Annotated in this window: 18 protein-coding genes and 1 pseudogene; 10 read left to right on the forward strand and 9 right to left on the reverse strand. The window is 69.2% G+C overall.

Annotated elements, in window-relative coordinates; genetic code table 11:
• Positions 1–48: 48 nt before the first annotated feature.
• The 4 genes from ACQP2E_RS18015 to ACQP2E_RS18030 all read right to left on the reverse strand — a co-directional run bounded on the left by ACQP2E_RS18015 (position 49) and on the right by ACQP2E_RS18030 (position 4,512).
• Positions 49–1,191, reverse strand: a complete 1,143-nt coding sequence (locus tag ACQP2E_RS18015; protein WP_433833134.1) for an acyl-CoA dehydrogenase family protein — start codon at positions 1,189–1,191, stop codon at positions 49–51.
• Positions 1,188–2,378 carry an LLM class flavin-dependent oxidoreductase gene (locus ACQP2E_RS18020; protein WP_433833136.1) on the reverse strand — a complete coding sequence of 397 codons (1,191 nt, stop codon included), beginning with the start codon at positions 2,376–2,378 and terminating at the stop codon, positions 1,188–1,190. Before ACQP2E_RS18020 ends, ACQP2E_RS18015 begins: the two co-directional genes overlap by 4 nt.
• Positions 2,375–3,505 carry an LLM class flavin-dependent oxidoreductase gene (locus tag ACQP2E_RS18025; RefSeq protein WP_433833138.1) on the reverse strand — a complete coding sequence of 377 codons (1,131 nt, stop codon included), beginning with the start codon at positions 3,503–3,505 and terminating at the stop codon, positions 2,375–2,377. The genes ACQP2E_RS18020 and ACQP2E_RS18025 overlap by 4 nt, the downstream gene beginning before the upstream one ends.
• A 164-nt stretch (positions 3,506–3,669) precedes the next feature.
• Positions 3,670–4,512, reverse strand: coding sequence for a LysR family transcriptional regulator (locus ACQP2E_RS18030; protein WP_433833140.1), 843 nt, complete (start codon positions 4,510–4,512; stop codon positions 3,670–3,672).
• 132 nt (positions 4,513–4,644) lie between these two features.
• Between ACQP2E_RS18030 and ACQP2E_RS18035 the strand changes: the two genes are divergently transcribed.
• The 4 genes and pseudogenes from ACQP2E_RS18035 (at position 4,645) to ACQP2E_RS18050 (ending at position 8,629) form a co-directional block, all read left to right on the forward strand.
• The gene (locus tag ACQP2E_RS18035; RefSeq protein ID WP_433833142.1) at positions 4,645–5,349 is read left to right on the forward strand and encodes an alpha/beta hydrolase; all 705 of its coding nucleotides are present in this window, start codon (positions 4,645–4,647) and stop codon (positions 5,347–5,349) included.
• Positions 5,346–6,197, forward strand: a pseudogene (locus ACQP2E_RS18040) (ketopantoate reductase family protein); the annotation flags it as partial. The gene ACQP2E_RS18035 and the pseudogene ACQP2E_RS18040, both read left to right, overlap by 4 nt.
• A 186-nt stretch (positions 6,198–6,383) precedes the next feature.
• Complete coding sequence (locus ACQP2E_RS18045) at positions 6,384–7,238, forward strand: sulfurtransferase (RefSeq protein WP_433833950.1); 855 nt, start codon at positions 6,384–6,386, stop codon at positions 7,236–7,238.
• 182 nt (positions 7,239–7,420) lie between these two features.
• Positions 7,421–8,629 carry an FAD-binding oxidoreductase gene (locus ACQP2E_RS18050; protein WP_433833144.1) on the forward strand — a complete coding sequence of 403 codons (1,209 nt, stop codon included), beginning with the start codon at positions 7,421–7,423 and terminating at the stop codon, positions 8,627–8,629.
• Here the strand turns inward: ACQP2E_RS18050 and ACQP2E_RS18055 are convergent.
• From ACQP2E_RS18055 to ACQP2E_RS18070, 4 genes are all read right to left on the reverse strand, one after another.
• Positions 8,626–9,051, reverse strand: coding sequence for a VOC family protein (locus ACQP2E_RS18055; protein ID WP_433833146.1), 426 nt, complete (start codon positions 9,049–9,051; stop codon positions 8,626–8,628). The two genes, ACQP2E_RS18050 and ACQP2E_RS18055, sit on opposite strands and share 4 nt — an antisense overlap.
• Positions 9,052–9,164: 113 nt before the next feature.
• Positions 9,165–9,659 (reverse strand): CAP domain-containing protein, encoded by a 495-nt coding sequence (locus tag ACQP2E_RS18060; RefSeq protein ID WP_433830480.1) that lies wholly within the window; start codon positions 9,657–9,659, stop codon positions 9,165–9,167.
• A 210-nt stretch (positions 9,660–9,869) separates the two neighbouring features.
• Positions 9,870–10,346 (reverse strand): helix-turn-helix domain-containing protein, encoded by a 477-nt coding sequence (locus tag ACQP2E_RS18065; RefSeq protein WP_433833147.1) that lies wholly within the window; start codon positions 10,344–10,346, stop codon positions 9,870–9,872.
• Between the two features lie 131 nt (positions 10,347–10,477).
• Complete coding sequence (locus ACQP2E_RS18070) at positions 10,478–11,185, reverse strand: cyclase family protein (protein WP_433833149.1); 708 nt, start codon at positions 11,183–11,185, stop codon at positions 10,478–10,480.
• Positions 11,186–11,241: 56 nt separating this feature from the next.
• Between ACQP2E_RS18070 and ACQP2E_RS18075 the strand changes: the two genes are divergently transcribed.
• From ACQP2E_RS18075 to murJ, 6 genes are read left to right on the forward strand one after another with little or no spacing between them, the layout of a single operon-like run.
• Positions 11,242–12,774: a purine-cytosine permease family protein gene (locus ACQP2E_RS18075; protein ID WP_433833151.1), complete on the forward strand. Its 1,533-nt coding sequence runs from the start codon at positions 11,242–11,244 to the stop codon at positions 12,772–12,774.
• Between the two features lie 24 nt (positions 12,775–12,798).
• Entirely contained in the window at positions 12,799–13,770 is a 972-nt protein-coding gene (gene speB, locus ACQP2E_RS18080) for an agmatinase (protein WP_433833153.1), read from the forward strand.
• Positions 13,767–14,153 (forward strand): YybH family protein, encoded by a 387-nt coding sequence (locus ACQP2E_RS18085; RefSeq protein WP_433833155.1) that lies wholly within the window; start codon positions 13,767–13,769, stop codon positions 14,151–14,153. The genes speB and ACQP2E_RS18085 overlap by 4 nt, the downstream gene beginning before the upstream one ends.
• Positions 14,153–15,487, forward strand: a complete 1,335-nt coding sequence (locus tag ACQP2E_RS18090) for an NAD-dependent succinate-semialdehyde dehydrogenase (protein WP_433833157.1) — start codon at positions 14,153–14,155, stop codon at positions 15,485–15,487. Before ACQP2E_RS18085 ends, ACQP2E_RS18090 begins: the two co-directional genes overlap by 1 nt.
• 49 nt (positions 15,488–15,536) lie before the next feature.
• Complete coding sequence (locus tag ACQP2E_RS18095) at positions 15,537–16,052, forward strand: SprT-like domain-containing protein (protein ID WP_433833159.1); 516 nt, start codon at positions 15,537–15,539, stop codon at positions 16,050–16,052.
• Positions 16,053–16,093: 41 nt separating this feature from the next.
• On the forward strand, positions 16,094–17,644 hold the full coding sequence (gene murJ / locus ACQP2E_RS18100; RefSeq protein ID WP_433833952.1) for a murein biosynthesis integral membrane protein MurJ: 1,551 nt from the start codon (positions 16,094–16,096) through the stop codon (positions 17,642–17,644).
• 416 nt (positions 17,645–18,060) lie between these two features.
• Here murJ and ACQP2E_RS18105 read toward each other — a convergent pair whose 3' ends face one another.
• The gene (locus ACQP2E_RS18105) at positions 18,061–19,140 is read right to left on the reverse strand and encodes a serine hydrolase domain-containing protein (RefSeq protein ID WP_433833161.1); all 1,080 of its coding nucleotides are present in this window, start codon (positions 19,138–19,140) and stop codon (positions 18,061–18,063) included.
• Between the last annotated feature and the right edge of the window lie 128 nt (positions 19,141–19,268).

The following is a 19,268-nucleotide window of genomic DNA, read 5'->3' on the forward strand; positions in this document are numbered from 1 at the left end:
AGTGTTCGACGAGGGGAAGATCAAGATCCAGAGCCGGCTTGGGTACGCCTAAACGCCCAGCACCCGCCGGCCCGAGGCAAGAAGGACGGCGTCCTCCTGCGGCGGATGCACCCGGATGCACAGGGCGTCGCGCAGGTGACGTTCGAGCGAGTGGTGCCGGGACAGGCCGGGATTGCCGAGCGCGGCCACAGCGGTCTGGGTCGCCACGATCACCGAGCGTCCGATCGTTACCTTGATCGCGGAGAGTTCCGGCAGGATCGTGGTGTCGCCCGCTTCGAGGCGCAGCAGCGCCCCGTGCAGCAGCGTCTCGGCCTGCACGATCTGCAGATCGATCTCACCGGCGACCGACTGGATCCGCTCGGTCTGCGCGATCGGCTTGCCGAGAGCGGCGGGAATCCGCTCCCGGGCGTAGGCGGCGAACGCTGACCTGGCCGCCCGCGCCACGCCGATGTAGAGCGCGGGATGACCGAAACTGCCCGGTCCGGCAGCTGCCGCCGGGTCACGGTAGGACCCGTCGGGCTGTCGCGGGATCTCCCGGAACGCGTCGGCCGGCAGCCGCACGTCCTGGTAGACCACGTCGTGGGTGTTCGACGCCCGCAGACCCAGGTGGTCCCAGGTGTTGATCCAGGTGATGCCGGGCAGGTCACCCGGGACGATCAGGTGCCCGACGCGCTGCGTCTCGGGTTCGACGGCCCAGACCACGTGGTACGCCAGGCCGGTGCCGCCGGTCGCGTAGGCCTTGCGGCCGTTGAGCACCCACTGGTCTTTTTCCAGAACAGCGGTCGTCTTGGGGATGCCGCCGCGAGCGGGAGCACCCAGCTCCGGCTCGGCGCGGATCGCGTTGACCAGCGCCGGGCCCTCCTGCGAGCGCCGCAGCAGGTCCTCGTAGTAGTGCGCCGGCCAGGTGCCGAACGCGGCCTGCGCGGCGTGCGTGTTCAGCGAGTTCGCGGCCAGCAGGCCGACCGACGCGTCACCCTCGCCGATCGCGGTGAGGATCCGGGCGGTGTCGCGCGGGCCGGCGCCGGGGCCGCCGTACTGGGTGCCGACCGTGGCGGTGAGCAGCCCGGCCCGGTGCGCCACCTCGATGCCGGCCCAGGGCAGCTCGCCGGTGCGGTCGTACTCGCCGGCCGTCGCCGCGATCTCCGCGGTGACCTTGGCGAGGGCGTCGGGTGAGAGGTCGAGGCCGCTCACTGGCCTGCCGCCGCGAACTGACCGTACTCGGGTGCGTGGTTGCCCAGGTGGTCGGCCTGCAAGGTGCCGCGCCGGCCGGTCGCCGTGCGGTGCGCGATCTCCTGGCGGACCAGCGGCAGGATGTACCGGCCGTAGTCGACAGCGTCGGCGAGGGTGTCGTACCCGCGGATCGAGACGAGCGAGGCGCCCTGGTCGACGTAGTCCAGGATCGCGGCGGCGACCGTCTCCGGGGAACCGACCAGCGCGGTGGAGGCGCCGGCCGCGTTCGTCACGGCGGCGGTCCGGGTCCACAGGGCGCGGTCGTAGAGCTCGGACTGCGCGGCGTGCGCCAGAGCGCGCTGGGAGCCGACGTTCTGCGGGTCGCCCTGCCGGCGCGGCTGATATTTCTGGAAGGACTCGCTGATCTTGCTGACATATGAATGGGCCTTCTTCCAGGCCAGTTCATCGGTCTGCGCGATGATCGGCCGGAAGGTCACCCAGATCCGCGGATTCGGCCGGCCGGCGGTCGCGGCGATCCCGTTGACCCGATCGATCTCGCCGCGCAGGTCGGAGAGCGGCTCGCCCCAGAAGCTGAAGATGTCCGCCTTGGCGCCGCCGACCGCGAAGGCTTCGTCGGACTGGCCGCCGATCGAGATCGGGATCGGGCCGTTGTAGGGCGCGAATCCGGGGCCGAACTCGTCGAACTTGTAGAACTCGCCGTCGTGGCTGAAGGGTTCAGCCGAGGTCCAGGACTGGCGCAGCAGATCGATGTATTCCGAGGTACGGGCGTAGCGGCGATTTTTCGGCAGATAGTCGCCCTGCCGGGCCTGCTCGGCGTCGCTGCCACCGGAGATCAGGTGGACGACGGCCCGGCCCTCGGTCAGCTGGTCCAGCGTGGCGAGCTTCTGGGCGGCCACCGTCGGCGGTGTCGTGTTCGGACGCAGCGCCACGATCGGCTTGATCCGCTCGGTCAACTGACCCACCGCGCTCGCCGTCACGAACGAGTCGGCGCTACCGGATCCGTACGGGAGCAGCGTGTAGTCGTAACCGCCCTCTTCGAGTGAGCGCACGTACTTGCGGAAATACGTGAGGTCGATGCCGCGCGACGGGACCGGGTTGAGCTCGGTCGACGGGTTCAGGTGCGAGAGGCTGATGAACTCGACCTCGGGCGAAGCGGTCGTCGGAATGGCGGGGTCGAAGGTGCTCATGCGGCGGTCCTCTCTGCGAGTGCTCCCGGGTTGTCGGCCTGCAGGGTGCCGTGCTGCCCGGTGGCTTCCCGGTGGGCCAGTTCCTGGCGGACCAGCGGGAGGATGAAACGTCCGTAATCGATGAGGTCGTTGAGGTTGTCGTAACCGCGGATCGAGATCAGCTCGGCGCCGAGGTCGACGTAGTCGAGGATCGCGGCGGCAACCGTCTCCGGCGTGCCGACCAGGGCGGTCGAGGCGCCGGCCGCGCCGGTCGCGCTCGCGGTCGGCGTCCACAGGGCCCGGTCGTGCACGTCCTGCCGGCCGGCGATCTCCAGCAGGCGCTGGGAGCCGACGTTCTGCGGATCCGTGCCGCCGAGGAATCGCTTCTCGAAGGGCTTCAGAGCCGCAAGGGTCCGGTGCGCCTTCTCCCAGGCCAACTCCTCGGTGGCCGCGATGATCGGCCGGAACGTCACCCAGATCCGCGGCTTGTCGGTCCGCCCGGCCTTCTCCGCCTGTGCGTTCACCGCGTCGATCTGGTCGCGGGTGTCCTTCAGCGGCTCTCCCCAGAGCCCGAAGATGTCACCCCGCGAACCCCCGACCTGGTACGCCTGCGCCGACGACCCGCCCACCGACACCGGAATGGTGCCGTTCGTGGGCCGGACCACGCTGACGAAGTCGTCGAACTTGTAGAACTCGCCCTCGTGGCTGAACGGCTCGGTGCTCGTCCACACCTTGCGGACGATGTCGATGTATTCGGCCGTTCGTGCGTACCGTTGCTCCTTGGTCAGGAAGTCGCCCTCGCGGGCCTGCTCGGCGTCGTTGCCGCCGGAGATGAAGTGGACCACCGCGCGCCCGCCGCCGAACTGGTCGAGCGTGGCGAGCGCCTTGGCCGCGACGGTCGGATAGATCGTGTTCGGCCGCAGCGCCACGATCGGCGCGACCCGCTCGCTGCGCGCCACGATCTGGTTGGCGATCGCGAACTGGTCCTGAAAGGCCGATGTGTACGCGCAGAGCGTGTAATCGAAGCCCGCGTCCTCGAGGGTGTTGACGTACCGGGTGAAGAACGGCAGGTCGACGTCGGGTCTGCCGAGCCGGTTGAGCTCGTTGCTCGGATTGACGTTGACGGCACTGATGAATTCGACGGCCACGCGGAACCACCCCTCAAGCAGCGGTTCGGTAACCGCAGGATCCCTATAACTCCTACCAACGTAATAGGTCTTTGGGAAGGGTGTCCAACGACGATCCGCGATCAACGTGATCACGATCGCTTATCGGTCGCGCTCCTTGCTTTTACGCACCCCAGGTGCCTGCTTCAGCTCGGAGCAGGGCCCAGGACGGTACGCAGACCCGCGGTGACCGCCTCGGCAACCCGGGGATCGGCCCCTGACCTGGCTCGCAGGCTCATCGTGGCCGGCGGCACGCTCGGCAGGTCGTCGCGTTCGGTCAGGCCGTCCGGAGTGGTCACCGCGCTGGCGAGCAGGGCAACGCCGAGTCCGGTGCGGACCGCGTCGAGAACCCCGGCCACGTAACCGCTGTCGCACACCACATAGGGATCGAACCCCCGCGAGGCCAGGGCGGTCAGGGCCCGGCGGCGCAGCACGCACGGTTCCTCGATCGCCACGACCGGCCAGTCCCGGCCGGTCGGCGCCTGCCAGGTCTTCGCGGAGTACCAGCTCAGCGGCAGTGAGCCGACAGGTGTGCCCTCCGCCGACGAGGCTTCGGTCAGGTGCACGGCCAAATCGATCGTGCCCCGATCGACGGCCGCGTCCAATCGCCGGGTGCGATCGATGCGGAACCGCACCTGATGGTCCGGCAGCGCCGCGGTGACCGCCGGCAGGATCAGATCGGCGGCGTGCTCGGTGGTGCCGATCGTGACGGTCGGGCGCTCCGGGCCGACCAGGCGGCGCAGCGCGTCGTCGTGTGCCGTCAGGATCCGCCGGGCCTCGCCGAGAAGCGCCTGGCCGTCCGGGGTGAACGTGGTCCCGCGGCCCTGCCGTTCGACGATCGGGCGACCGATCACCTTTTCCAATCGCCGCACGTGCTGGCTCACCGCCGACTGGCTGACCCGCAGGGTGGCGGCGGCCCGGTGGAAGCCGCCGCAGTCGGCCACCGCGACGAGGCTGCGGAGCGCGAGGATGTCCAGTACCTGTGCCATGTCCCGGACGCTAACAATCAATTGATAAGAACTCGTGTTCGTTTCTGATCGAGGATCGGTGTTGGACACGCGACCGGCGATCAGGTGATGCTGACCGGCAACCACCACTGATGCTCACGGCAGGAAAGAATCATGACGAACGCCTTTGACGAGCCTGCCGGGATCGCTCCCCGGGGGACCGTGCTGGTCGCCGCGGGGCGCGGCGAGACCATCGACGCCTATCAGCGCTTCGGCAAGCGCGTCGCTGCCGACGGCTACAAGGTACGGCTGCTGCCGGACATCACCACCGATGTCGCCGCCAGTCTCGCCGAAGCCGAGAAACTCCTGGTGGACGACGGTCTGCCGGGTCCCAAGGTGGTCGTCGGATCGGACACCGGCGCGCTGTTCGCGCTGTCGCTGGCCCGCCGCTCGGCCCCCGGTCTCGACGCTGTCGTGCTCGCCGGAATCCCGGTCGCCGCATCGCCTGGCGTCAATTTGATCGGGTGGGACGACGAGCTTGAGGCGCGTACCGGCTGCCCTGCCCATCGCGGTGTGCTCTCGGCCGGAGCGGCGGCTCAGGGTGCTCTTTTTTCGGCCCAAATTCCTACTGAACTCATCGGCGATGCGGGTGATGTGACGATTCCCACCCTCGGGCTGCACGGCGACGCCGACACGGTCAGCCCCCTGGATGCGGCCCGGGATTCGTACCCCGGCCGGCTCGTCAGCATCACCGGCGGCCGCCACGACGTCCTCAATGACGTCACCCACCGGACCGCCGCCGCTACGATCATCCTGTTCCTGGAGCGGCTCAAGCTCGGCGCCGACCTCCCTGTGATCGCCTCGGAGGTGGCCGCATGAGCCGCTACATCGTCATCGGAGCGGGCGCGGTCGGCGCTTCCGTCGCCGCCGAACTGCACCGCGCCGGCATCGACACCCTTCTGGTCGCGCGCGGCGCGCAACTCACCGCCCTGCGTTCCCAGGGCCTCACTTATGTACGCCCGGACGGCGCCCACCAGCTGTCCATTCCCGTCGTGGCGGGCGCCGACGAGATCGACCTGACCGAGGACGACGTCCTGATCCTCGCGACAAAGAGCACCGACAGCGCCGCCGCGGTCCAGGACTGGGCGTGGCGTCCGGTGAAGCGGGCCGACGGCGCCGCCGGGGTCGCGGCCACATCACTGCCGCTCGTCACGTTGCAGAACGGCCTGGAGACCGAGCGGATCGCACTGCGCTCGTTCGCCAGTGTGCACGGCATCGTGGTGTGGATTCCGGCCACGTTCGTCGTACCCGGGGAGGTGGTGAATCACGCTCATCCGGTTCCGGCGGTTCTCTGGCTGGGGCGTTATCCGTCCGGTGTCGACGCGGTGTCCGCGGCCATCGCGGCTGACCTGCGGCGGGGCGGTTTCGTGGTCAACGAGGTCGAGGACATCACCGCGCACAAGGCCGCCAAGCTGATCGGGAACCTGTTCAACAGTCTGGACGCGCTGTACGAGCCGAGCCCGCTGCGCGACGCCGCCGTTGACGCGCTGCGTGCCGAGGCCCGCGCTGTCTACGCGGCCGCCGGGATCGTGCCGGCCAAGCCGGAGACCGCCGGGTTCGGGGTCGCGGAGGTTCCGGGCCGGGAGCGGGTCGGCAACTCGACGCGGCAGAGCCTGGCGCGGTCGGCGGTGCCGGAGACCGACTACCTGGACGGTGAGATCGTCCTGCTGGCCCGGTTGCACGGGGTGACAGCGCCGCTCAACGAGGCCATCCAGGAGCGGGTGCACCGGGCGGTCATCGAGGGGACGGCCGCGGGGTCGCTCGGCGCTGAGGACCTGGCGGCGACACTGCCGGCGGTGGCTTTTTCTGCGGCTTCGTCTTCGGTGGACAATTCCCCGGTGAACTCTTCTTCCGTGGAATCACTCGCTGCTGCCCGTGCGTCGGTGCTGGTCGGTGCGGACGAGGTACGGCGGATTGCCGCCGAGCCCAACTCGCCGGTCCTGCTCGACGTGCGGTGGGCACTCGGCGACCCGAACGGCGCCGAGCACTACCAGGCCGGTCACTTGCCCGGTGCGGTCTACGTCGACCTGGACACCGAGCTGGCCGGGCCGCACGAGCCCGGCGCCGGCCGCCACCCGCTGCCGTCGATCGCCGCGCTGCAGACCGCCGCCCGCCGCTGGGGCATCAACTCCGACAGCAGCGTCGTGGTCTACGACAACAGCGGTGGCCTAGCCGCCGGTCGTGCCTGGTGGCTGCTGCGCTGGGCCGGCGTCGCCGACGTGCGCATCCTGGACGGCGGGCTCGGCGCGTGGCGTGCCGCCGGCTACACCGAGGCCACCGGATCGGCGACTCCCCGCCGCCCCGGCGACGTGGTGCTGACCCCTGGACACCTGCCTACGCTCACGGCCGACGAGGCTGCGGCGCTGCCCGCGACCGGCACGCTGCTCGACGCCCGGGCCGGCGAACGGTACCGGGGTGAGGTCGAGCCGATCGACCCGCGCGCCGGTCACATCCCCGGGGCGATCAGCAAGCCGACCGGCGAGAACCTGCAGGACGGTGTGCCGTACTTCAAGCCCGCTGACCAGTTGCGTGACCGGTTCGCGGACGTGACCGGGCCGGTCGGTGTCTACTGCGGATCCGGCGTTACCGCGGCACACCAGATCGCCGCGCTGGCGAGTGTCGGGATCGAGGCGGCGCTCTACCCGGGTTCCTGGTCGGCCTGGTCGTCCGATCCGGAGCGCCCGGCCGCCACCGGCGAGCAGCCGTGACGGTCTCACCCGTGCCTGTTTCACCCGTGCCTGTTTCGCCGGTGCCTGTTTCACCCGGGGACGCTTCTTCGCTCGGCTGGCTTTCCGAGACCGGCGTCGAGTGGACGTCTGATCCGCGGATTGTGGGGGAGCGGCGGCTTGACCGTTCCGGGTGGGAACCTGACGGCCGGCCCCTCGCCGTCGTGTTCCCCCGGACGGTCGAGCAGGTTCAAGGGGTGTTGCGGGGCGCGTCGGTCACGCGTACCCCGGTGGTCGCTCGCGGAGCCGGCACCGCGCTCACGGGTGGGAGCGCCGCCGGAGCCGGCGCCGTCGTGTTGGATCTCTCCCGGATGGACCGGATCGTGGAGATCCGGGCGGCCGACGGCGTGGCCGTCGCCGAACCGGGCGTGATCACCGCTGATCTGGATCGGGCAGCGGCCGAACACGGGCTGCGGTACGCACCCGACCCGGCCAGCCTGGAGATCTCCACGATCGGCGGCAACATCGCCACGAACGCGGGTGGGCTGCGGTGCGCGAAATACGGCGTGACCCGCGATTCGGTCCTCGGCCTGGACGTGGTGCTGGCCGACGGAACCCTGATCAATACCGGCCGGGCGACGCTGAAGGGTGTCGCTGGTTACGACCTGACGGGCCTGTTCGTCGGCTCGGAGGGAACCCTCGGCGTTGTTGTCGGGGCGACGCTGCGCCTGCGCACTTTGCCGGCGCCGACCGCGACGATCGCGGCTGCCTATCCGGACGTCGCGGCTGCCGCGGCGGCGTCGGTGGCGCTGGCCGAAGCACGCATCCAGCCGGTGCTGGCCGAGCTGCTCGACGCCGCGACGCTGGCCGCGCTGGCCTCTTATGGCCTGCGGCAAACCGGGGGAGCGCTGCTGATCGTGCAGCTCGACGGCGGACCGGAGGAGGCATCGCGGGCACTCGAGGTGCTCCGGCGCGGTGCCACGTCGGTGCGCAGTGACGGCGACCCGGCGTCGCTGCTGGCCGCCCGCCGGCAGGCGTTGCCCGCTATCGAACGGCTGGGGCGTCCGCTGATCGAGGACATCGCTGTCCCGCGGTCGGCGCTGGCCGAAGCGGTGCGATCGATCGCGGACATCGCGCGGCGGCATGACGTGCCGATCTGCACCCTCGCACATGCCGGCGACGGCAACCTGCACCCGATCATCGTGGCTGGTTCTCATGGTTCGCCGATCCCGGTGGCGGCGCATCGTGCGGCTGACGAGATCTTCGGGTTGGCGCTGGCGCTGGGCGGCACGGTGACCGGGGAGCACGGTGTGGGTGTGCTGAAACGGGCGTGGCTGTCGCAGGAGCTGGGGGAGGCCCAGCATGATCTGCAGCGCCAGATAAAGGCGGTCTTCGATCCGCTGGGCATCCTGAACCCGGGCAAAGCAATTTAGTCTGTGGTGTCTTTGTGGCAGACCGCTTCCAGGTTGATGCCGTGCGGGTCCAGGACGAAGCCGCCGTAGTAGTCGTCGTGGTACTCGGGGTGGACGGCCGGCGCGAGCAGCTCGGTGGCACCGGCCTTCAGCGCGGCATCGTGGAAGGCGGCCACGTCCTCGCGGGTGTCAACAGTGAAGGCGACGTGCATGTTCGTGCCGACGGTGCCGCCGTCGATGAGCCAGAAATACGGCTTGACCTCGGCCAGCCCGAACCCGGTCATGGCAGTCGGCTGGTTCGGCGTGGCGTTCGGCGGGATCTGGAGCATCTTCGTGATGCCGATGCTGGCGAGCACGGGCTCGTAGAAGGCAACGGCGGCAGCGAGGTCGGGCACGGCGACGTTGAGGTGGTCGATCCGGGAACCCGAACGGTCAAGAGTCATGGTTCTCAGCGTGCCCGGGATTGAGGTCAGTTTGTGGCCTTAGTCCTGACGGGAATACGGCGATGCCCCAGCCGCAGGGGGATCGGCTGGGGCATCACTGGCATTACCGGGGGTCAGTAACCGAAGTCCTGGGTGTAGTACGGGGTGCCGTTGGCGGAGTAGACGGCGCCGACGCCGACGGTCTTGGACTTGCAGTTGACGATGTTGGTGCGGTGGCCGGGGCTCTTCATCCAGCCGTTGACGACCTGGGCGGCGGTGCGGTATCCGTAGGCGACGTTCTCGGCTGACGGGCTGGTGTAGCCGGCGGCCTTGGCGCGGGCCACGAAGTTCGAGTTGCCGCGGCCGGTGTGCGAGAAGGTGCCGGTCTGGGCCATGAAGGCGCTGTGGCCGCGGGCGGCGACGGTGAGCTTGGCGTCGACCTTGAGCGCGGCACAGCCGTTCGAAACCCGCTGAATGTTGATCAGGCGGTTGATCTCGTTCTGCAGGACGGTCTCGCTGGTCTTCGCCGGCGCCGCCTGGGCGGGGCTGACAGACATCGTGGCGAGGCCGAGAGCGGCCGGGGCGATGAGAGCAGCGGCCAGGGCGAAGCGGCGAAGAGCGTTGCGCAAGAGGTCCCTTTCGGCAGGTCAATGTTGCTTGCGCTGTTCTCTTCGGCCCTGCCGCCGCTGACTGGATCACCGAGCTGGTGCGTGTCGGTCACCGTCGGGTTGCCAGAAATCCGGCTGAACGCCACGGTCGCCGTGGGTGACAGCTGGGGGCCGTGACGTTGCGCCGCCCGAGTCGCCGGGCCCGGGCGGCCCCGTTCTCTCCGCTGTCGATTATGGGGCTGGGGCCAGGACCCAGATCACCTGGCACTCTTCGTCGGGGAGGGCGTTGGACCAGGTGTGGGGTTCGCGGCCGGGGAATGTGAAGGCGTCGCCGGCGTCCAGCAGGACCGAGTCCTCGGAGATCGAGACCTTCAGGCGGCCGCGAACCACGTACACGAACTCGACCTCGCAATCGAGCGTGTACAGCTGATCGCCGCCACCCCCACCTGGCTCGACCGTTGAGTGGATCACCTGGAGGTGGGTCTGGGTGCCGGGGGTGAGCAGCAGCTCGTGCACGTTGACGCCGCCGAAGTTGATCGGGCGGCCCTCGCCCGCGCGGACCAGAGACGTCGGCGGGGGTTCGAACAGCTCACCGACCCGGATGCCGAGCACGTCGCAGATCGAGACGAGTGACGCCACCGAGGGGGAGACCTCGTCGCGCTCGAGGCGGCTGATGAAGCCCTTGTTCAGTCCGGTCGCGTCGGACACCTGTTGCAGGGTGAGGCTGCGGGCCTGGCGAGCCGATCGCAGCCGCCCGCCGATCGCGGGGCCGGTCGCGGTGGTGGCTGGGGCGACACGCCTGACCTGCCCCGCCATTAAAAAGCGCCCGCCATCACGACTCAGACCTCCAGTTGCATGGCGACCGCGCGTACCGGGGCCCCGTCTGCATTCTCCAAGGCGAGCGGCAGGCACGACACCAGGGGGTCGGGGAAGTCGACGAGTTCCAGGTTGCGGAAGTTCTCCCCGATCACCCCGCCGGCCGACGCGATCAGGTGGTGCACCGGATAGCCCACTCCGGGATGCGCGTCGGAGGGTGTCTCGTCGATGTTGATGGCGTCGATGCAGAACGTGCGCACACCGAGGTCGAGCATCCGCCGGCAGGCGTCAGCTTCCAGATAGGGGTGGTCGAAATATGCCGGAGTGCCGTAAAAGGCCGACCATCCGGTGCACATCAGAGCGATGGCACCCGGAGGGAAAACAACGTCGGAAAAGAGATCCCACGAGATCCTGCCCCGTGGGCCCAGCCCTCGCACGTCGATCAGCACACCGGGCCCGGTGAACAACCCCAGATCCAGTTGATCCACACGCAACCCGGAATCCTGGAAATGGAACGGCGCGTCGACATGCGTACCGGTCTGCGACCCGATGTCCACGTTCAGCAGATTGAACCCGTCGCGCTCGACCGTGGAATGCACCGATAGCCGCGGCACCGGATCGCCAGGATAGATCTGCGTCTCGGACCCGATCGGAACCGACAGGTCGACGATGCGGCGTACCCGCATGTTTCCTCCACGAAATATACTGGAAAACAACACCCGTTGCCTCACATGCAACTTAGCCCTACTCTCCCTCCAACAGGTCGACCCAGACCGAAGGAGATCGCATGACCACCGCCATCGAGCGGCCCAAGGCCACCGACATAGAGCAGCACGGCATCGACACCATCCCGGCGGAGCACCGGCACTCCCGGCCGCTGGATCTGTTCCGCATCCAGTTCGGCGGGGCGAACACGTTCGCCACCGTCATTCTCGGCACCTTCCCGATTCTGCTCGGCCTCTCGCTGTGGCAGGCTGTCGCCGCGACGGTCGTCGGCGTCCTGGTCGGCTCGCTGTTCCTGGCGCCGATGGGTCTGTTCGGCCCACTGACCGGCACGAACAACGCGGTCGCGTCCGGCGCCCACTTCGGCGTACGCGGGCGGATCGTCGGCTCGTTCCTGTCGCTGCTCACCGCCATCGCGTTCTACTCGATCTCGATCTGGGTCAGCGGTGACGCCGTGGTCGGCGCGCTGGTACGCCTGGCCGGCGTACAGGACTCCGACCTGCTGCGCGGTGTCGTCTACGCGGTCCTCGGCGCGATCGTCATCGTCGTGGTCATCTACGGGTACGCGTTCATGCTGCTTGTCAACAAGATCGTCGTCTTCGGCAACACGCTGCTGATCCTGCTCGGCGCGGTGGCGTACAGCGGCCAGCTCGACCTGGGCTACAACCCGGGCGCTGACGCGTACGCTCTCGGGTCCTTCTGGCCGACGTTCGTGCTCTCCGCTCTGATCGTGATGGGCAACCCGATCTCCTTCGGCGCGTTCCTCGGCGACTGGTCGCGGTACATCCCGGCGGACACGAAGCCGGCAAAGCTGCTCGCCGCCACCTTCGGCGCCCAGCTGGCGACGCTCGTGCCGTTCCTGTTCGGCGTCTTCACGGCGACCCTGGTCGCCGGCGAGGCCGACTACATCGTCGCGCTGATCAACACCTCGCCCGCCTGGTACGCCCTGCTGCTGATCGTCGTGGCGTTCCTCGGCGGCCTCTCCACCGGCATCACCTCGCTGTACGGCACCGGCCTGGACTTCTCCTCGGTGTTCCCCCGGCTGTCCCGGGTGCAGGCGTCGCTGTTCATCGGCGCGCTCGCGTTCGTGTTCATCCTCGTCGGCCGGCTCGCGTTCGACCTGCTGGCCAGCGTGAACGCGTTCGTCGGCGCGATCGTCATCTGCACCACCCCGTGGATGGTCATCATGACCATCGGCTACGTCGTGCGGCGCGGCCACTACCGGCCCGCCGATCTGCAGGTGTTCAACCAGGGCCGGACCGGTGGGGCGTACTGGTTCAGCAACGGCGTCAACTGGCGGGGCATGGCGGCGTGGATCCCGTCGGCGATCCTCGGCCTGCTGTTCGCCAATTACCCGCCGCTGATCGAGGGCCCGTTCCGCAATGCCGCCGGTGGCGTGGACATCAGTCTGCTGGTGTCGATCGGCACGGCCGCGGCCGCGTACCTGGCTCTGATCCTGATCTTCCCGGAGCCGCGTTACGTCTTCGGTCCGGAAGGGCCGCGCGGGGTTCCGGCCGCGGACGGCGAGATGCCGGAGGTCGTCGACGACCACGGCGCGTCCGTCCACCGCACCAAGGCACGCATCGCGACGAAGTAACACGAAATAAGAGGAAAATCCGAAATGTCCCTTCCCCGCATCCTGAACGACGGGCGCGTCGGTCAGATCGACGCCACCCAGGTTCCCCGCTTCGCCGGTCCCGCCACGTTCGCGCGGCTGCCGCGCATCGACGAGGTGTCCGACGTCGACGTCGCCGTGATGGGCGTGCCGTTCGACGCCGGTGTCTCCTACCGGCCCGGCGCCCGGTTTGGCCCCGCGCATGTCCGAGAATCATCACGGCTGTTGCGGCCCTACAACCCGGCTGCCGACGTGTCGCCGTTCGCCAGCCAGCAGGTGGTGGACGCCGGTGACCTTGCGGTGAACCCGTTCGACATCGAAGCGGCGATCGGACAGATCGAGGCCGGCGCACGGGCCATGCTCGAGCGCGCCGGCCGCCTCGTCAGCATCGGCGGCGACCACACCATCGCGTTGCCGCTGCTGCGAGCCATGGCCGCCAAGCACGGTCCGGTTGCGGTGGTGCATTTCGATGCACACCTGGACACCTGGGACACCTACTTCGGTGCGGCGCATACCCACGGAACCCCGTTCCGGCGCGCCTCCGAAGAGGGCCTGATCGATACCTCAGGCTGCATGCACGTCGGCACCCGCGGTCCGCTCTATTCGACCCAGGACCTCGCCGACGACCGTGAGCTGGGCTTCCACGTGGTGCCGAGCGTCGAGATCGACGACCTGGGCGCGCGCGGCATCGCCGAGCGCATCCGCGAGCGGGTCGCCGACCGCCCGGTCTACCTGTCGATTGACATCGATGTACTTGATCCGGCGTTCGCGCCCGGCACCGGCACCCCGGAGGCCGGCGGGATGACCAGCCGCGAGCTTCTCGCCGTGCTGCGCACATTCAGCGAACTCAATCTTGTCGGCGCCGACGTGGTCGAGGTCTCGCCGGCCTACGACCATGCCGAGATCACCGGCATCGCCGCAGCTCACACCGTCTACGAGATCCTCTCCGCACTCGCACCCCGCAAGGAACAGCCATGACGTCGCCGCTTGAGGCCGCGAACGCGCTCATCGATGCGTTCGGCCGCCACGACACCGAGGCGTACTTCGCCAGCTTCGCTGCCGACGCGACCTTCGTCTTTCACACCCACGTGCGGCCGTTGCGCTCGCGGTCCGATTACGAACAGCTTTGGTACGCGTGGGAGCAGGACGGCTTCCGGGTGCTCGGCTGCGAGTCCACCGACCAGCACGTGCAGATGCTGACGTCGGACATCGCGATCTTCACCCATAGGGTACGGACACTGGCGCGCACCGGAGACGTCGAGGAAACCGCCGAGGAACGCGAAACCATCGTGTTCCAGAAACGCGACGGTGGACGATGGCTCGCAGTGCACGAACACCTGTCACCAGCCCTGGAGGCCTGATGTACTCCGTCGTTGACCCGGCTACCGGCAAGCAGATCGCGGCATACCCGACGATCAGCGACGCCGACGCGACCGCCGCCGTCGTGAAGGCCCACGCCGCCTATCGAAGCTGGTCACGTACGACGACCGTCACCGAGCGGGCCGCGCTGATCAAAAAGGTCGCCGAGCTGCACACCGAGCGCCGCGACCAGCTGGCCGCCATCATCGTGCGGGAGATGGGCAAGCCCCTCGACGACGCGCTCGGCGAGGTCGACTTCAGCGCGGCGATCTACGAGTACTACGCGGACAACGCCGAGACGTTCCTGGCCGACGAGCCGATCAGCCTGCTCGACGGGGAAGGTTCCGCGGTCATCCAGCGGCGGCCCCTCGGCGTGCTGCTCGGCATCATGCCGTGGAACTTCCCGGCCTACCAGGTCGCCCGGTTCGCCGGCCCGAACCTGGCCGCCGGCAACACCATCGTGCTCAAGCACGCGCCGCAGTGCCCCGAGTCGGCCGCCGCCCTGGAGCAGCTCTTCCGCGACGCCGGGTTCCCGGAGGGCGCGTACGTGAACGTGTACGCCACCAATGAGCAGATCGAAACGCTGATCGCCGACCCCCGTGTACAGGGTGTGTCGCTGACCGGTTCCGAGCGCGCCGGTTCCGCGGTCGCCGAGATCGCCGGCCGGCACCTGAAGAAGGTCGTCCTCGAACTCGGCGGCTCCGACCCGTTCATCGTGCTGAGCAGCGACGACCTGGACGCCACCGTCGACGCCGCGGTGGCGGCCCGGCTGGACAACACCGGCCAGGCCTGCAACGCCGGCAAGCGGATGATCGTGCACGAGGATCTGTACGAAGAGTTCCTCACCCGCTTCACCGACCGGATCCTCGGCACCCCGCCGGCGCCGCTGTCCTCGCTCGCGGCGGCCGAGCGCCTCGACGAGCAGGTCGCGTCGGCGGTGTCCGAGGGCGCGAGCCTCGCCACGACCGGCGAGCGCGACGGCGCCTGGTACCCGCCGGGCGTGCTCACCGGCATCGAGGCCGGAACCAGCGCTTACCAGCAGGAGCTGTTCGGCCCGGTCGCGATGGTGTTCAAGGTCCGCGACGAGGAGGAGGCGATCGAGGTCGCCAACGACACCCCGTACGGTCTCGGCTCCTATGTCTTCACCACCGACCCGGAGCAGGCGCGCCGGGTGGCCGACCGGATCGAGGCCGGCATGGTCTTCATCAACGGGGTCGGCGCCGAAGGCCCGGAGCTGCCGTTCGGCGGCGTGAAGCGGTCCGGTTTCGGCCGTGAGCTGGGCCGGTACGGCATTGAGGAGTTCATCAACCGCAAGCTGGTCCGCACTGTCGGCTGACCCACCGAGTACGGTAGCCGGGCACTTCGAACGACCCTGAGGAGCCCGGTTGAACCTGACGGACGCCCGGGAGCTCGCGATCGGCCTGATGGACCGGCACGGGCTCACCGGCTGGGAGCTGATTTTCGACAACGCCAAGATGCGGGCCGGGGTCTGCCATCACACCCACAAACGCATCGGCCTGTCCCGGTCCCTGACCAGCCTCTACAGCGTCGAACAGGTCACCGACACCGTCCTGCACGAGATCGCGCACGCGCTCGTCGGCGCCCGGCACGGCCACAACCGGGTGTGGCGGGCCACCGCGCTGCGGATCGGCAGCACCGGCAACCGATGCGTCTCCGAGGCCGCGCCGAAGATCGAGGGCAACTGGGAAGGCGTCTGCCCGGCGGGTCACCGCACCACCGGACACCGCCGCCCGATCCGGGTCCGGTCCTGCCCGGACTGCTCGCCGGCGTTCGACCTCGCGGCGGTCTTCACCTGGTCGTACCGGGGTCAGCCGGCGCCGATGCTCCCGGCGTACCGGGCCGAGCTCGCGCGGCTGCAGAAACGCGCACCGGCGCGGTGACGGTGACCGAAGGAGCGTCGATCAGGCGGGCCGGGCAGCGGATGGCCGTCGCCACCCTCGCCTCCCGGGTCGCCGGGTTCCTGCGGATCCTGGTGCTCGCCGCCGCGCTCGGGCTCGGCACCCGGCTGCTCGACACCTACAACGTGGCGAACACCCTGCCGAACGCCGTCTACGAACTCGTGGTCGGCGGCACGATGGCCAGCATCGTGGTCCCGCTTCTCACCCGCGCCGCGCTCTCCGAGCCCGACAACGGCATCGGGTACGCCCAACGACTGCTGTCGCTGATCGTCTACATCCTCGGCATCGTGACGATCGTGGCCATCGTCGCCGCCCCACTGCTGATCGACCTCTACGCGCCCGGGTTCACCGCCGGCCAGCGTGACCTGGCGATCGTGTTCAGCAGGTTCTTCTTCCCGCAGATCCTCTTCTACGGCATCAGCGCCACCGCCGGCGCGATCCTCAACATCCGTGGTGTCTTCGGCACGCCGGCGTGGGCGCCGCTGGTGAACAGCGTCATCGTGATCGCGGTCGGCCTGACCTACCTGATCGTCGGCGGCAGCACCGGCACGAGCCTGACCAGCGCCGACCTGCTGCTGCTCGCCGTGGGCACCAGTGCCGGCGTGTTCGCCCAGATGACCCTGGTGGTGCAGGCGCTGCGCCGCAGCGGCTTCCCGATCCGCCTGCACCTCGACCCGCGCGGCATCGGGATCCGGCGGATCGGCAGACTCGGCATCTGGGTGCTGCTGTCGGTCATCACCGCGCAGATCCTCACCGCCGCGGCGACCCGGGCGGCATCGTGGGGCGGTCCGGGCGGCATCACCGCGTACCAGAACGCCAGCGCCATCTACCTGGTCCCGTTCGCCGTCATCGCGGTCTCGGTGATGACCGCGATGCTGCCCCGGCTGAGCCAGTACGCGGCCCGCGGCGAACACCAGCGCGTCACCGTCGGACTGTCCCGCGCGGTGCGCACCGCCCTGGTCGTGATGGCCCCGATCGCTGCCGCGTTCATCCTGCTCGGGCCGGACATCGCCGTCGTGCTGTTCGACCACGGCAACAGCGACGCCGGCACGGTCGGCGTCCTCGGCCGGGTACTGTCCGCGTACGGCCTGGCCCTGGTGCCGTTCACCAGCTACATGATCCTGCAGCGTGGCCTCTACGCCCTGCAGGACACCCGGACGTCGGCGCTGATCACGGCCCTGGTCGCCGCCGTCGGGGTGGCCGGCTGCGCGGCGGCCGGCTGGCTGCTGCCGGCCCGCGACATCGTGGTGGGCATCCCGGTCGCCTACGCCGTCGCCTACTTCACCGGGCTCAACGTCACCGCGCTGGTGCTGCGCCGGCGGCTCGGTTACATCGACGGGAAGCGCTTGGTGCGTACCCACGCCCGGGTCTTTGTCGCGACCGCGACCGGCGCAGCGAGCGCGGCTGCCGCGGGGTGGGCCGTGGGCGCGCCGAGCTGGACCGGGTCGCTGGTCACCCTGGTCGTGGCGGGGCTGGCAGGCGGCGGCGGTTATCTCGCGGCGGGCCGGCTGCTGCGCATCATCGAGCTGAAACACCTGCTGGCGACGGCCCTGCCGAGGGTGCGCACCTGGTGACCCGCCAGGCTCGCCGGAGCAGTCGACCTGGTGAGTTCGCACCGCCGCACCTTCTACTCGGGTTTCTCTGCCACCACAGTGGGTGGACAGTACTGAATCTTGGAGACTCGTGGGTGTTGTATGCCCCACCGGTTTCTATGGTTCGGCCGACGCGGTGCTTCGCGGTTTCGGCGTGGTGAGCGCGGTGCTCCGCCGATCTTGTGGATTTCGACGAACCGTTTGCGCGTAACTCCGCAAGATCGGCCGGCCCTGTTCGATCTTGTGGAGTTCGGGGAACCGTTTGTGTGGAACTCCGCAAGATCGGCTGGGCCTGTTCGATCTTGTGGAGTTGTGTGGACACGTCTACGGGGAAGTCCACAAGATCCAGGCGGCCCGGTGCGCTCGGCGCGTCTGCCGTCCGGCCGCGCCAGCGCTCATCACTCGAAAACTGACGAGAGCAGTGACCGGATGCGGATCTTGGGGTGGGGGCCGGCCCACGGGGTCGTTGCCACGGTGAGTGAGCGGTCGCCGCTCGTCCAGGACTCGGAATAGTACGCGTCCACGAAGTCGCCGCCGTGGCCCCAGACCCGCACTCCGCTGGGCAGCAGTTTGGTCATCAGCCCCAGGCCGTAGTCGTAGTCCGGTGTGCCGGCCCGGAACGTCAGCATTTCCCGCTGCTCCGCCGGACGCAGCAACCGCCCGCCGACAAGTGCCCGGAAGAACGTGTTGAGATCCGCCGTCGTCGAGATGATCTCCCCGGCCGCGCCGGCCAGCGACGGGTTGAAGACTGTGATGTCGACCGGTCCCGGCGCCGGGACATAACCGTGCGGGTGCGGCCCACGCAGATGCGGGTCGGTGCCGGGCATCTCGGTGCCGTGCAGCCTGAGCGGCCGCAGGATCCGGCGGCGGATCTCGGCGGCGTACGCCGACCCGGTCACCCGCTCGATCAGCAGGCCCAGCAGGATGTAGTTGGTGTTCGCGTACCACCAGTCGGTGCCGGGCTCGAACCGCAGCGGCATGCCGTCGACGAATCCGAGCAGCTCACGGGGTGTCCAGGTGCGGTACCGCAGCCGCACCAGATCCGCCGGCCCGCCGAAGACGGCGCCGAACGCGGGAGTGTTCGTGTAGTTCGGCAGGCCGCTCGTGTGCTGGAGCAGGTGCCGCACTGTGATGCCGTCCGGCAGCAGTCCCGGCAGCCAGCGCCGCACGATGTCGTCGAGTTTGAGCCGGCCCTCACCGGCGAGCTGCAGGACGACCGTGGCGATGAACGGCTTGGTGATGCTGCCCGCCCGGAACCGGCTGCCCGGGTGCACCGCCTGATCGGAGCCGAGCATGGTCACGCCACTGGTCGCAGCGGTTTCGCGTACCCGGGCAAGGGCGCCGATCGCGGAGCCGGCGGTGATGTCGTCGAGCGCTGCCTGCAGCGCGCCGGGTTGGATCTTGGAGAGCGGATTCCCGGTCGCGGTGATGAAGCCGGCCGCCCCGGCGAGGCGCAACACGTTCCTGCGAGTCGTCATCATCGAAATCTATGAGTGGCCGTGCCGGCGGGGCGTCGGCCTGCGGATGCAACTCGGTGCGCTCGTCATCCGCGCGATGTATGCCTGTCAAGCTGCGTGACGGCCGGGATCGGCCTCTGACAGCGGCA

It is taken from the genome of Actinoplanes sp. CA-015351, from assembly GCF_050955685.1.
Classification (GTDB): Bacteria; Actinomycetota; Actinomycetes; order Mycobacteriales; family Micromonosporaceae; genus Actinoplanes.